The organism is Aquaspirillum serpens DSM 68 (assembly GCF_000420525.1).
In the GTDB taxonomy this organism is placed as follows: Bacteria; Pseudomonadota; Gammaproteobacteria; order Burkholderiales; family Aquaspirillaceae; genus Aquaspirillum; species Aquaspirillum serpens.
This window is the reverse complement of sequence record NZ_ATVC01000067.1, coordinates 1-13,407: the sequence shown is the minus strand read 5'-3', so window position 1 is coordinate 13,407 and position 13,407 is coordinate 1. Positions and strand designations below refer to the sequence as shown.

The 13,407-nt window shown below is 51.1% G+C and carries 12 protein-coding genes; 6 read left to right on the top strand and 6 right to left on the bottom strand.

Annotation, left to right across the window (positions count from 1 at the left end):
- Positions 1–173: 173 nt before the first annotated feature.
- From rfbA to rfbB, 3 genes are read right to left on the bottom strand one after another with little or no spacing between them, the layout of a single operon-like run.
- Positions 174–1,046 (bottom strand): glucose-1-phosphate thymidylyltransferase RfbA, encoded by an 873-nt coding sequence (rfbA, locus tag G465_RS0111125; RefSeq protein ID WP_022654540.1) that lies wholly within the window; start codon positions 1,044–1,046, stop codon positions 174–176.
- Positions 1,047–1,063: 17 nt separating this feature from the next.
- Positions 1,064–1,969, bottom strand: a complete 906-nt coding sequence (rfbD, locus tag G465_RS0111120) for a dTDP-4-dehydrorhamnose reductase (RefSeq protein ID WP_022654539.1) — start codon at positions 1,967–1,969, stop codon at positions 1,064–1,066.
- Entirely contained in the window at positions 1,959–3,023 is a 1,065-nt protein-coding gene (rfbB, locus tag G465_RS0111115) for a dTDP-glucose 4,6-dehydratase (protein WP_211213770.1), read from the bottom strand. The genes rfbD and rfbB overlap by 11 nt, the downstream gene beginning before the upstream one ends.
- Before the next feature lie 62 nt (positions 3,024–3,085).
- Between rfbB and G465_RS0111110 the strand changes: the two genes are divergently transcribed.
- The 4 genes from G465_RS0111110 to G465_RS0111095 all read left to right on the top strand — a co-directional run bounded on the left by G465_RS0111110 (position 3,086) and on the right by G465_RS0111095 (position 9,516).
- Complete coding sequence (locus tag G465_RS0111110; protein WP_022654537.1) at positions 3,086–4,030, top strand: glycosyltransferase family 2 protein; 945 nt, start codon at positions 3,086–3,088, stop codon at positions 4,028–4,030.
- A gap of 98 nt (positions 4,031–4,128) precedes the next feature.
- On the top strand, positions 4,129–5,907 hold the full coding sequence (locus G465_RS14545; protein WP_022654536.1) for a peptidase domain-containing ABC transporter: 1,779 nt from the start codon (positions 4,129–4,131) through the stop codon (positions 5,905–5,907).
- A complete protein-coding gene (locus G465_RS0111100; RefSeq protein ID WP_022654535.1) occupies positions 5,904–8,093 on the top strand; it encodes a peptidase domain-containing ABC transporter in 2,190 nt (729 codons plus the stop codon). Before G465_RS14545 ends, G465_RS0111100 begins: the two co-directional genes overlap by 4 nt.
- A gap of 49 nt (positions 8,094–8,142) precedes the next feature.
- The gene (locus G465_RS0111095; protein WP_022654534.1) at positions 8,143–9,516 is read left to right on the top strand and encodes an HlyD family type I secretion periplasmic adaptor subunit; all 1,374 of its coding nucleotides are present in this window, start codon (positions 8,143–8,145) and stop codon (positions 9,514–9,516) included.
- A 220-nt stretch (positions 9,517–9,736) separates the two neighbouring features.
- On the opposite strand, the gene G465_RS0111090 is transcribed toward G465_RS0111095, so the two are convergent.
- Positions 9,737–11,185: a M48 family metalloprotease gene (locus G465_RS0111090; protein WP_022654533.1), complete on the bottom strand. Its 1,449-nt coding sequence runs from the start codon at positions 11,183–11,185 to the stop codon at positions 9,737–9,739.
- Between the two features lie 117 nt (positions 11,186–11,302).
- Between G465_RS0111090 and G465_RS0111085 the strand changes: the two genes are divergently transcribed.
- Both G465_RS0111085 and G465_RS0111080 read left to right on the top strand, forming a co-directional pair.
- Positions 11,303–11,500 (top strand): Lar family restriction alleviation protein, encoded by a 198-nt coding sequence (locus G465_RS0111085; RefSeq protein ID WP_027405409.1) that lies wholly within the window; start codon positions 11,303–11,305, stop codon positions 11,498–11,500.
- Entirely contained in the window at positions 11,482–12,366 is an 885-nt protein-coding gene (locus G465_RS0111080) for a pseudouridine synthase (RefSeq protein WP_022654531.1), read from the top strand. Before G465_RS0111085 ends, G465_RS0111080 begins: the two co-directional genes overlap by 19 nt.
- On the opposite strand, the gene G465_RS15195 is transcribed toward G465_RS0111080, so the two are convergent.
- Together G465_RS15195 and G465_RS15565 are read right to left on the bottom strand one after the other, a co-directional pair.
- The gene (locus G465_RS15195) at positions 12,335–13,087 is read right to left on the bottom strand and encodes a sensor domain-containing diguanylate cyclase (RefSeq protein ID WP_162138831.1); all 753 of its coding nucleotides are present in this window, start codon (positions 13,085–13,087) and stop codon (positions 12,335–12,337) included. The two genes, G465_RS0111080 and G465_RS15195, sit on opposite strands and share 32 nt — an antisense overlap.
- Before the next feature lie 164 nt (positions 13,088–13,251).
- On the bottom strand, positions 13,252–13,407 hold a 156-nt coding region (locus G465_RS15565; RefSeq protein WP_022654529.1), incomplete at its 5' end, for a zinc ribbon domain-containing protein.

Below are 13,407 nucleotides of genomic sequence, written 5' to 3'. Positions count from 1 at the left end.
ACTTGCAGCTTGAAATTCGTGTCAAATACCCTGCGCCCTTGTTTCATCACCATTCCTCCAAAACCTTCTTCATCCCCCTATCTTACTGTCCGCTGACATTAGACCATTACAGTTTTTTGGAAAAAGAAAACCCTCTGCATTGTTTGGGAGCAGAGGGTTTTCTTTTTTTAGGATTAGCTGAGTAAGCGTTGTAGGTATTGGCCGTAGCCATTCTTTGCTAAGGGTGCGGCTAGGGTGGCTAGTTGGGCATCGTCAATCCAACCACTGCGCCAAGCAATTTCTTCCGGACAGGCGACTTTGAGGCCTTGGCGGTGTTCGATCGTGGCAATAAATTGGCTTGCTTCTAACATCGACTCATGGGTACCGGTGTCTAACCAAGCATAGCCACGTCCCATCACCTGCACATCGAGCTGTTTTTCCTGCAAATACACAGCATTGACATCGGTAATTTCCAATTCACCGCGTGCCGAGGGGTGAATCGATTTTGCAATCTCAACGACACGGTTATCGTAGAAATATAAACCGGTCACTGCATAGCGCGATTTAGGTTGTTTCGGTTTTTCTTCGATACTGATGGCGTGTCCAGCAGCATCAAATTCAACCACCCCATAACGCTCAGGATCGTTGACCAAATAGGCAAAAACGGTGGCGCCTTGTTCTTGCTTGGCTGCCGAGGTCAACAGCCCAGTGAAATCATGGCCATAGAAAATATTATCGCCCAAGACCAAGGCACAGCTGTCTTGGCCAATAAAAGATTCACCAATAATAAACGCCTGCGCCAAACCGTCAGGGCTTGGTTGAACTGCGTATTGCAGTTGAATACCCCATTGGCTGCCATCGCCTAATAATTGTTGAAAGCGTGGCGTGTCCTGTGGTGTCGAGATAATCAAAATCTCACGAATCCCCGCCAACATTAAAGTGGTCAGCGGATAGTAAATCATCGGCTTGTCGTAAATCGGTAACAGCTGTTTTGAAACAGCAATGGTGGCGGGATAGAGTCGGGTGCCAGAGCCACCGGCCAAAATAATCCCTTTGCGAGTTGTCATGGTGGTTTCCAAAATCGTTATTGTCGCAGAAGTGAGTGGACGACCGCCGGCAAGGCTTGCGACCACGACGGTAGATAAATACCGTAGTGTTGTTGCAGTCGTTGGCAGTCGAGGCGGCTGTTTGCTGGGCGTGGTGCTGGTACCGGATATTCACTGCTTGGAATCGCCGCAATCGCGTCGGCATTCAATGCCAAGCTTGCCCCTTGCTGTTGTGCCAATCGAACAATTTCACAGGCAAAAGCATGCCACGATACCGCACCGCTGGCAGTCAGATGAAATAGGCCAAATTCCGCCTGCTCCGGACGTTGCCACAGTTGTCGCAGCACTGCCGCTGTGACATCAGCAATCAGCGAAGCAGCAGTCGGCGCACCAATTTGATCGGCTACCACAGACAAGGTATTGCGTTCACGCGCAAGGCGTAAAATGGTACGGACAAAATTGCCACCAAAATCACCATACACCCAACTGGTACGGAAAATCAGGGCTTTGGCCGCCGATGCCAAAATTGCTTGTTCACCTGCCAATTTGCTGCGGCCATAGACAGATTGCGGAGCAGTGCTATCGCTTTCGCGATAGGGTGCACTGTGTTGTCCATCGAACACATAATCAGTTGAATAATGCACTAACACCGCACCGAGTGCGGCACAGGTTTCAGCCATCACCTGTGGCGCAGTGGCATTGACCGCAAAGGCCGCCTCAACTTCGCTTTCTGCTTTATCAACCGCCGTCCATGCTGTGGCATTGACAACGATATCAGGGGCCAGATCGATCAGGGTCTGCCGGAGGGCTGCGCTGTCACTGATATCAAGCTGCAGTCGTGTCAGACTATGTAACTCACCAACACAGGCGAGGGCGCGTTGTAATTCATGCCCCACTTGACCATTGGCACCCAACAACACAATACGGGGAAAATTATTCGGCATACTGTTTCCCTAGCCACTCACGGTAGGCGCCACTTTGTACTTTCTCTACCCATTCCGGATGGGATAAATACCATTCCACTGTTTTACGAATGCCGGTTTCAAAGCTTTCCTGTGGTGTCCAGCCTAATTGTTCGATGATTTTGCTGGCATCGATGGCATAACGGCGGTCGTGTCCTGGACGGTCCTGCACAAAGCGAATTTGCTCACGATAGCTCGCGCCATCGGCTCGCGGTTGCAGTTCATCTAAGATGTCACACAAGGTATGTACCACTTCCAGATTGGTTTTTTCGTTACAGCCGCCGACGTTATAGGTTTCACCCACTTGCCCAGCCGCCAATACCCGTTCAATAGCACGGCAATGATCGACCACATACAACCAATCACGCACATTCTTGCCATCACCATAGACCGGCAAAGCTTTGCCGTTGAGGGCATTTAAAATCATCAACGGAATCAATTTTTCAGGGAAATGATACGGGCCATAGTTGTTCGAACAGTTGGTGGTTAAAACAGGCAGGCCGTAGGTGTGATGCCATGCACGGACGAGATGGTCGCTGGCGGCTTTACTGGCAGAGTAGGGACTGTTGGGTTCGTAGCGATGCTGTTCGGTAAAAGCCGGTGCTGTATCGCTTAATGAGCCATAGACTTCATCAGTCGACACATGCAAAAAGCGGAAAGCCTGACGTGCGGGTTCAGCGAGGTTTTGCCAATAGCCGCGCACACTCTCCAATAGCGAAAAGGTACTGACAATATTCGTTTCAATAAAATCGGCTGGGCCATGAATCGAGCGATCAACATGTGATTCTGCTGCAAAATTCAACACGGCACGCGGTTGGTGTTGAGATAACAACCCCTCCACCAATGCCCGATCACCGATATCTCCCACCACGAGCTGTAAGCGCGGGTCGTTTTGATAGTGGGCTAGATTGTCCGGATTGCCGGCATAGGTCAGTTTATCCAACACCACCACCGGTTCTTGCTGGTTGGCTAACCAATTTAAGACAAAATTACTGCCAATAAAGCCCGCACCACCTGTCACCAGAATCACGTGCAATCCTCAACTGATAAAAAACAACGATTATACTCACAAGCCCTTGCCTAATCAGCGATTTGAACATGTCTTTGTCTGCACCTACTACCTTGTCTGATGTTGCTGTAATGGTACCAACCTATCAGGGAGGGCAAGATTGGCTGCAATGGATCGACCATTATCAGCGCTTGCGTTATCGCCCAGCCGAAGTGTTAGTCATCGATTCTGGCTCACACGATGGCACCGCCGAGGCAGCACAGGCGGCAGGCTTTACTGTGCAACACATTGACAGCCGCGATTTCAATCATGGTGCAACGCGCCAACAAGGGGCTGATTGTTTACAACGCTATCCCTTTGTAGTGTATCTGACACAAGATGCGTGGTTTGCCGACCCAGAGGCTTTATGGCACTTGCGGCAAACTTTTAACGACCCAAGCGTGGGTGCGGCCTATGGGCGACAATTACCCCGCCCTGGGGCAGGCGTTTTGGGAGCACATGCCCGTTTATTTAACTACCCTGCCACCAGCCGCCGGCAAAGCCGCGCCAGCATTCCACAGCAAGGGATTAAGGCTAGCTTCATGTCGAACAGTTTTGCTGCCTATCGACAAAGCGCGTTGCGAGAGATTGGCGGCTTTCCAGCCCAAATTATTTTGGGAGAAGATGCGTGGGTTGGCGGCCGTTTGGTGTTGGCAGGACACGACATTGCCTACTGTGCTGAAGCACAAGTATTCCATTCCCATGACTACACCCTATGGCAAGAAATGAGCCGCTATTTTGATATTGGTGTTTTCCACCAACAAGCGGCATGGCTAAAACGTGAGTTTGGTGCTGCCGAGGGCGAGGGGGCACGTTTTGTGCGTTCGGAGTGGGCATATTTGTGGCAACATCAGGCATGGCGGCTGCCTGAAGCTGCTGCGCGAACGGTGTTGAAATATATTGGCTACCGCCTTGGACAATCTTATCAACGTCTTCCTCAATCGCTGTGTCAAAGATTGTCAATGCACCGTCGGTTTTGGTCATCCAACGCTTGATCGTTTTGAGTATGTAATTTAACGAGCTGTGTCATAATGGCCGCGAGGCCAACAATCTGTTGGCCAATGTTGTTTTCTCTTTGAAAAATTCATTTGGTATGAGCCAAAAAAAATTCGATACCGAACAAAACAAAAGCATAAAAAACACCGCGATTCATCTGTTATTGGCAGATCGAGTCGCGGTGCGCTTTTTGCTGCGTGAGAATAGACACACTCTCCTCGCTTCGCTGTCGCTCAATATCTTGTCTTTAGCCCTACCGTTAGCGATTTTGCAACTGTATGACCGCATCATTCCAAACCAATCAACAGGGACTTTGTTGATGCTGGCCTTGGGTGTGGGAGCGGCCTTAATTGCTGAAAGCATTCTGACATTAGCGCGTTCGGCACTGACGGCATGGACCGGTGCCAAGTACGAGCATGTGCTCTCATGTAGCGCAACAGAACACTTGCTTAACTCGGATATGCGAGCGTTTGAAAAAACCGGCGCTGGTAGTCATCTCGAAAACTTACAGAGTATTGGTTCTCTGAAAGATTTTTTCTCTGGTCAGGTCGCTGTGGTGTTGGCCGATTTGCCGTTTGTGTTGATCTTCGTCGGCATGATTATCTACCTTGCCGGTTGGCTGGCTTTAATTCCAGTAGGATTATTTAGTTTGGTCTTATTGGCAGCGTTAATTCAACGCCGTCTGTTGCGTAAAACCCTAGAAGACAGCGCGCTTGCACAAGAACGCCGCTACAACTTTATCTTGGAACTGCTCTCGGGTTTGTCAGCCATTAAGGCTCAAGGGTTGGAAGATATTATGATGCGGCGCTACGAACGCCTGTCAGAAACCAACTGTATGTATGACTACCAGTCAAGCTTACTCAGTGTACGTGCTTCCACTGTATCTGCAGCCTTTAGCACATCGTCCATGATTCTCGTCGCTGCAGGTGGCAGTATTGGTGTGATGAATGGCTCAATCAGTATCGGTACCTTGGCTGCCTGTAGCCTGTTGACCAACCGTGGTTTACAGCCGTTACAACGGGCAATGGGGATGTGGGTCCAGTTACAACGTTCTCATATCTACCGTGAAAAAGCAGGACATACTTTTGAGTTACCTGTTGCCTATGCACACCAAACAACACAAGAGAATGAAGAAATTCCCGCACCGAGCGGCCAACTGAGCGTAGAAAATCTGAGTTTCCGCTTTGGTGAAAAAGAGCCGTGGATTGTGCAGGAAGTCAACTTACAAGTGCATGCGGGTGAAGCCATCGGCATTCGTGGCGAGGCGGGGGAAGGAAAAACCACGCTGTTGGCGCTGATGTATGGTTTGTTAACACCAAGTACAGGTAAGGTATTCGTAGATGGTGTGTGCCCAGAACAATTTTCCCCCATTGATTTGCGCGGTCGGATTGCCTTTTTGCCACAACGCGCTGTGGTGTTTGAAGGAACAATTTTAGAAAACATCACTCTCTTCCGCGATAAAGAGCACAAAGAATTTGCACTGCAATTAGCTAAACGGGTCGGATTAGATGCGGTGGTGAGTCGATTCGCCAAGGGCTATCAAACCCGTATTGGCCCCGGATCATCGATGGTATTACCCAACGGGGTGGTGCAACGAATTGCGGTGGCACGGGCGCTGGTGGATCGTCCAAAAATTCTGCTATTTGATGCGGCCAACACCGCACTTGATGGCACCGGTGATGCCATGGTGCGTGACCTGATGATTGAACTAAAAGGTCATGTTACGCTGATTATGGTGTCATTGCGGCCTTCACTATTACGTGTCGCCGATCGCACATTTGAACTCAAAGGGGGACGGCTGCATCCTTTCACCTTACCCCCATTGCCTAATGCACCTGCGGCTGCCGCCGCACCAGTTAAGCAAACCACACCATGACGTCTTCCGTTGTTTTAACCCTGCCTCCGTCTAAGGAGCATGAAATCCAAGCGCGCCACGATGCAATTCGTACTGCCTTGGATCAATTGGGCAAGGTCGATGAAGTTGCCCTGAGCTTGCCTGTTTTGCTGGATGCCCTCGGTTGGCAAGGTGAGGCCCGTGCAGTGGCCGAGGCCTTACCTCACTTTGCTGACCGGCTGACATTTGATCGCCTCTGTAATGTGATGGCGTTGTTGGGCTATGTCAGTACCCGCCTTGAAGTTAACCGCTTAGCCGATGTTGACCATCGTTTATTGCCCTGTTTATTTGAGGGCGTAAATGGCGAGGTGTTTGTTCTTTTATCTGGAAAAACCACGCTCCCCGGTCTATGGCGTGTCCATGATGTGGCACAAGGGCGAGAAATCGACATCGACCCCCGCCGCTATGGCGGGATGGTGTATTTCTTTTCCTCGCGGGAAAACCACCAAGAATTGGCGGATGCAGCTGCCAGTGGTCAATGGTTGTCTTTGGTCTTGGCGCGTTTCCGTCCGGTGCTGGCACAAGTCGCGATTTACACCTTTTTCATCTACATGCTGGCGATTGTGCCGCCGCTGTTCACGATGACGATTTACGACCGAATTATTCCGTCAAAATCGTATTTGTCCTTGCTGGCCCTGCTGTCGGGGGCAATTTTGGCTGTTTGTGCCGAAGTGTGGTTGCGTGAACGGCGCGGCCATATGCTGGCGCATATCGGGGTGCGGCTGAATTTATTGGTTAGTGGTTCGATGATGAACCAAATGATGAAGCTGCCGTTATTGGCAACAGAACGCAGCAAGTTGGGAGCGCAGATTATGCGCCTGCGGAATGCCGAGTTTGTCCGCGACACCTTCTCTGGCCATACCGCCATGACGATGTTGGATTTGCCGTTCTCGATTATTTTCATCATCACGCTGGCTTTGCTTGGCGGTTGGTTGGCTGTGGTGCCATTGATTGCTGCGGTGTTATATGTGCTGATTGCGCTGTTGATGGCGCCGATGATTAGTCGCAACACCGCTTTATCCAGCAAATTGACCTCACAGCGGCAAGAGTTTGCTATTGAAACCATCACCAAAATGCGCGCCTTACGCACGTTGAGTATCACGGACGTCTGGCTTAACCGCTATCGTGAGTTATCCGGCGCTGCGGCGATGGCAGGTTATAAATCAGCCTTGTTAAATGCCATTATCAGTACCCTAGGCTACGGCATTATGGTCACGGCGGGGGTGATTACCATTGGCATGGGTGCGTTGGGGATTATGAATGGCACGGTTACCGTCGGGGCCTTGATTGCCATTATGACCCTGACTTGGCGCGTGCTGACACCGCTGCAATCGGGCTTCACCATCCTCAATCGTTTGGAACAAATTCGTACCGGTACCCGTCAAGTCAACCAACTCATGCAAGCGCGAATCGAAGAACAACCCGATCGCAACGATGGGAATACCGTGCCACAGCTGCAAGGTCGGGTGGCTTTTTCACGGGTCAGTATGCGTTACGCCAACGACCTCGACCCCGTGTTATTGGGGGTCAGTTTTGATATTAAACCGGGTGAACGTATCGCGGTGATTGGCCCAAACGGGGCAGGTAAATCGACATTACTCAAAACCATTTTAGGGATTTACCAACCACAGGCAGGGACCATTCGCATTGACGATATCGATTTACGCCAACGCGACCCGATCAATTTGCGCAAAGCCATCGGCTATGTGCCACAGGATTTCTCGCTGTTCTACGGCACCATCGCCCAAAACTTACGCCTTGCCGATCCCACTGCCTCTATGTCTGATCTACAAGAGGCTGCCCGTAAAGCGGGGGTGCATGAGCTGATCGAACAATTACCAGAAGGCTATCACCATCGGGTGGGCGACCAACGCTCGGCACAGCTACCAGCGGTGTTACATGCTGGTTTAGCGATTGCCTCGGCGTATCTGCGCAAGCCCGGCATTTTGCTATTTGACGAGGCGATTGACAGTTTGGATTCCGAGCGTGAAACCACGCTGATGCAAACGCTGGATGCATTACGCGGTAAAACCACGGTGTTTATGGTGACCCACCGTCCTGCCCACATGCGTTCTGCCGACCGTTTATTGGTATTACAAGCCGGTCAACTGGTGTTAAACGATAAACCAGAATTGGTGTTACCGAAGTTGCCTCCGGGGTTCTTGTAATCCACCGCCGACTTGTTGATTAACCTTTTGCTTGTGATGGATGGCAACAATGGCTCTATTTTCTTGGCTAGGTAAACGTTGGGACAGCTTGATGTCCGGCTTTGAACGTCGGAGAGCGACGTTTAAGCAGCAACGTTTGTTAGCACATTCGCTGTTATTAGAAGAAATCATTGCCCCTGCGGCAGTGTTAAAAACCATCTTCGTTGCTTTTGCCTTGGTGTTGATTTTTGTCGCTTGGGCAGCGGTGGCAGAAATGGATGAAGTCACCCACGCGCCGGGTGAGGTGATGTCGCATTTATCGATGCAGCGTATTCAACATCTAGAGGGCGGGATTCTGGAGCAAATCAAAGTCCAGCCAGGTGAAGTGGTAAAAAAGGGGCAGATATTAGCCCGTTTACAAAAGAAATCGGTTGAGGCCGACCGTGAACAAACGCGGATGCGTGAGTTGGGTTTGCGGTTGGATTTGGAACGAATGCAGGCGGTATTAGATGGCCGTAAGCCCGATTTTTCACAAATTCCCGATGCGCCCGAACTGATGAAAGAAGCGCAGTATGGTTTGTGGGAGGGGCAAGTCAATGCGCGAACACAGCAGCGAGACGTGTTGGAAGAGCAATATCGACAACGCGATGCCGAGGTGCGGACCTTATCACAACAAGTCCGTGATCTTGAACGCTCACGCCAATTACTGAGTCAAGAATATGACTCACGTCGTTCGCTCAGTGAACAAGGCTATGCCCCGCGTTTGCAGTCGTTAGATGCCGAGCGGCGATTAAACGACACCCGCACCGACCTCAACCGTCTGAACAATGAAATTCACCGTGCTCAGTTGGGACGTGCCGAGGCACAAGAACGTTTGGCTGAAATGGAAGCCGATCGCCGCCGTGAGTTGTTGGCACAAATCAACGCTACCACAGTAGAGTTGGCGCAATTGCTGGAAGTGAAGAACAAACAGCAAGATCGTGTCGATCGCACCGAAATTGTCTCGCCGGTGTCGGGAATTGTGAAAACAGTGATGATTGATACCCTTGGTGGAGTGATTGCCCCCGGTGCGGAAATCATGCAAATCATGCCGACTGACAGTAATTTGTATGTGACGGCACGGATTCAACCACGGGATATTGGCGCGATCAGCGTCAACGATCCGGTAACGATTAAAGTCAGTTCGTACGATTTTTCGCGGTTTGGCGGTATCGATGGCAAGGTATCGCATATTTTGCCGGGTAGCTTTATGGATGAGCGCAATAATCCCTATTTCAAAATTCAGGTCAAACTAGAAAAAACCTATGTCGGTTCCGATCCTACCCATACCATTGCACCTGGGATGACGGTGCAGGCGGATGTGACGACCGGCTCAAAAACCTTGTTGCAATACCTGTTCCGCCCTGTGCAACTGATTGCACAACAAGCTTTCTCTGAACGTTAATGCACTAGGAAGAAACATAGATAAACCTGATAACCCGGTATCAGATTTTATGATTAGCTTTCAGCTTAAGTGAGGCATAGAATGATTTCTGAACTGGTTACTGCTGTTGCCCTAATACTGGCTGTGCCCACAGCGTGACGTGTTTTGATGTTTCTTCCTCGTGTTTTCCCCCTCATGGTTATCCTGCGGGGGATTTTTTTTGCCTTTCGGTGATGAAAACTCAAGACTTCGCGTTTTTTTCTTCTTGCAAGCGTTGTTGTGCTTCGCGCATACGGACATCTAACACCGAGCGCAGGTAAAAATCCTCACCTTGGCTGTCATGTGCCAACTGATATTGTTCCAACGCAGGGCCAAAACGGTGTTGGTAGAAATAGCCATTGCCTAGCGCGTAGTGATAACGCAAGGGTTCGCGGTCGGCGTACAGCTTGGCTTGTTTTTGCCATAAGGCAGGGTCTTCCGGCCAGCGTTTTAATGCCGATTCCAACAGTGACTGAGCGCGGACACGATCTTTTACCCACAAAGCGGCATCAATCTCGGCATACACCAACCCCACATGCGCCGGCCAGCGCTGTCGGCCTTGTTGCAAGGTGGCGAGGGCCGCCGGTGCATTGTGTTGTCCTAATTGAATGGTCGCAGCCAGTTGCGTGAGGGCTGGATGTGGTGGTCCCAATTTTTCACTGCGTTGCAAACTCAGCTGTGCCGCCGGCCATTGTTTGGCTTGAGCTTGGGCATAAGCAAGGCCATATTGGGTGACCGCCTCGGAACGAAAACGCCCTTGTTGTAATGCCTCCTCATAAAAGCGAATTGCCGCCAGTGCACCTTGTTGTTTCACTCGTAGCCGTTCCCGCAACAGCAAAAAATCCAGCGAATCAGCGACCATTTTGCTTGGTAGATTGGCCGCACGGCTTTCACTCTCGGTGAGACGCTCGCTGCTCATGGGATGGGTGCGCAGAAAGCCCAAGGCATTGTTGTCATTGAGGCGGGTGGATTGGTGGAGGCGGCGGAAGAAATCACTCATTCCCTGCGGATTGAACCCCGCCTTAAGTAAAATTTCCATGCCAAGGCGGTCGGCTTCACGTTCAAAATCGCGGCTGTAGGCCAACTGATTTTGAATCGCTAAGCCGGGGCCAACATTGGCGGCGGCGGCAGCCACTTGATGATTGCCGGACACACTGGCAGCAAGAATGGCCGCTAACAAGGTGCCAAACATCAATAAAGAGTTATTGCCCTGTTGTTCGACCATTCGTGCAATATGGCGCTGTGACACATGGGCCATTTCATGGGCTAACACCGACGCCAGTTCCGATTCATTTTCTGCGGTAAATAATAGCCCGCTGTGAATCCCAATCACCCCCCCCGGCATCGCAAAGGCATTGATACTGTTGTCGTCGATCAGTAAGAAACGATAGCGATGCTCCGACATTGGGCTGTGTTGCAATAACCGCTGTCCTAGCTGTTGTAGATACTGTTGACCATCGACATCCTCTACCAAGGCGCCTACCTCGTGCATCTTGGCAATCGCCTGTCGTCCAATCATCTGTTCTTGTAACACCGAGAACCCTGCCCGTGCCGAATCACCCAAGTCGGGCAGGGCTGCATTGTGTGCAGACACGGGCAAAGCACTGCCACATAGGCAAGCAAGTAACAGATAACGCGCAATCACCGACATATCAAACCTTTCGCCACACCCTCTATATTCAGAAACCCGATCAGGCCGCAAGTTCCATCGCGGTTTGTCTTGCTTGCCGGATTGGGGCATATTGCCATTTTTCGTTACGAGATTGCCATGACCTCTGCTACTCCCGATCCTACCGTGCCTAAGCCGTGTCAAAAATGTGGTTCACCTGCCGAAGTGGTCAAAGCCGGATCGCGCCGCTTTTGGGTGCAATGTTCCCGCTATCCTAAACAAGGTAATTGCAGCACCATCGGTGCCCAAGCGGATAACCGCAAAGAGGCCATCTTATTATGGAATCGCAGTCGTTAAGCCCGATGGTACATCGCCTCGTTTTACCTGCTGGCCATTGGCCGGATTTGCTCAGTTTTTTATTGAGCCGATTTCGCCATGTCAGCCGTGAGGTGTGGTTAGGCCGCTTTGCCGAGGGGCGGGTGTGGGACAGTGAACAACGTCCCTGCCAGCCCAATATGCCCTACCGCCCCGGTTTGGCGTTGTTTTATCAACGTGAGGAAATACAAGAAATACCGGTGCCGTTTCGTGAACAGGTGTTATACCGCGATGAACGCTTGTTGGTGGTAGATAAGCCGCATTTTTTGGCCTGTATGCCAGCAGGACAACATCAGCGCGAAACTTTGCTCTATCGCCTACAACAGCGGCTAGATTTACCCAATCTGAGCGCCCTTCATCGCCTAGACCGTGAAACGGCGGGGGTGATGTTGTTGTGTATCGACCCACGTTGTCGTGATGCCTATCAAGCCTTGTTTCGACTGCGGCAAGTGCAAAAAACTTACCATGCCGTTGCCCGCTTTCGCCCAGAGTTGTCCTTTCCACTTCATTACCGCAGCCACATGCAAGAGCGCGCTGATTCTTTTTTAATGGAGGAAGTCGAAGGCGAGGCGAATAGCGAAACTGTCATGACGTTATTGGAGCATAACGGACAGTGGGCACGTTATGAATTGCAGCCCCTCACCGGAAAAAAACACCAGCTACGGCTGCACATGGCGCGGTTGGGGATACCGATTCGCCATGACCGTTGGTATCCGACACTGAGCCCAATAGCGAGTGATGACTTTAGCCACCCGCTGCAACTGCTAGCCAAAGACATCCGTTTTATCGATCCATATAGCGGGGAAGCACGCTGTTTTAGCAGTCAACAGACATTGCTGTTGCCATGAGCGCAGAGGAATAGAGCTGCCAACGACCTCGCCCCGAGCGTTTAGCGTGGTACATCGCGGCATCGGCATGTTTTGATAGCTCGATTTCGGTGCTGCCATGTTGGGGCGAGAGCGCAATGCCGATGCTACAGGAGATGCGTAAGGTATGGTCATCCACCACAAACGGCTGCACCAGCTGTTGGCAAATCTGTTCGGCCATGTGTGTTGCCCACTCCACTTGCTGGGTATGCGGCAATAACACTACAAATTCATCGCCACCAATCCGCGCCACCATATCTGTTGGCCGTAAACAGGCTTGCATCCGTGCGGCAGCTTGTTGCAGTAAGACATCACCGATGGCATGACCATAGGTGTCGTTGACCGGTTTGAAGTGGTCAAGATCAAGAAACATCAACACACAAGGCTGTGCCTTATCGAGTTCATATTGCAGCGATTCGGCAAATAAGGTGCGATTGGGCAGACCAGTGAGGGCATCATGTTGTGCCAAATACTGCATCCGCTGTTGGATATGTTCGCGCTGCGCCAACGCTTGTTGTAATTGTTGATTCACTTCTTCGAGCTGGCGCCGTGCCGCTTGTTCTTGCAGATATTGTTGGCGTCGGGCGAGGGTGGCAGCGAAATTATCAGCGGCAAGGCGCAAAAAAGCCTGTTCAGTCTCGCTGAATTGCCGTTCTTGCTCGGTATCATCAAAGCCGACAAAGCCAATTAACCTACCATCCACCTGCATCGGATGCTTGACATCCTCCCCGCCCTAAAGAGCGGGGATTCCTACGGCGCTTTGGGCTAACTCAGCCTAAAGTCGCTTCGGTGGGTTCCTGCTGCTGGCGGCCTTGCTGCACCGCTCACTTCACAGGCGAACTGGGTATGTCCTACCCTTTTTGTTAATTATGCGGCAGCTAAGATAGCTTGGCCGCGTTTCAGAACATTAATCGCACCGACGACATCGGCGTGGTTTTCATAGCCGCATTGCACACATTGAAACTGTGCTTGTGTTTGGCGGTTTTCAGCTGAGATATGACCACAGCTTGGGCAAGTGCGGCT

Excerpts from the sequence above, each read along its gene's own strand:
- G465_RS0111100 (WP_022654535.1), top strand. The coding sequence starts at position 5,904 with ATGACGTCTTCCGTTGTTTTAACCCTGCCTCCGTCTAAGGAGCATGAA.
- G465_RS14545 (WP_022654536.1), top strand. The coding sequence starts at position 4,129 with ATGAGCCAAAAAAAATTCGATACCGAACAAAACAAAAGCATAAAAAAC.
- rfbD (WP_022654539.1), bottom strand. The coding sequence starts at position 1,969 with ATGCCGAATAATTTTCCCCGTATTGTGTTGTTGGGTGCCAATGGTCAA.
- G465_RS0111080 (WP_022654531.1), top strand. The coding sequence starts at position 11,482 with ATGGAATCGCAGTCGTTAAGCCCGATGGTACATCGCCTCGTTTTACCT.
- G465_RS0111110 (WP_022654537.1), top strand. The coding sequence starts at position 3,086 with ATGTCTTTGTCTGCACCTACTACCTTGTCTGATGTTGCTGTAATGGTA.
- G465_RS0111090 (WP_022654533.1), bottom strand. The coding sequence starts at position 11,185 with ATGTCGGTGATTGCGCGTTATCTGTTACTTGCTTGCCTATGTGGCAGT.
- G465_RS0111095 (WP_022654534.1), top strand. The coding sequence starts at position 8,143 with ATGGCTCTATTTTCTTGGCTAGGTAAACGTTGGGACAGCTTGATGTCC.
- G465_RS0111085 (WP_027405409.1), top strand. The coding sequence starts at position 11,303 with ATGACCTCTGCTACTCCCGATCCTACCGTGCCTAAGCCGTGTCAAAAA.
- rfbA (WP_022654540.1), bottom strand. The coding sequence starts at position 1,046 with ATGACAACTCGCAAAGGGATTATTTTGGCCGGTGGCTCTGGCACCCGA.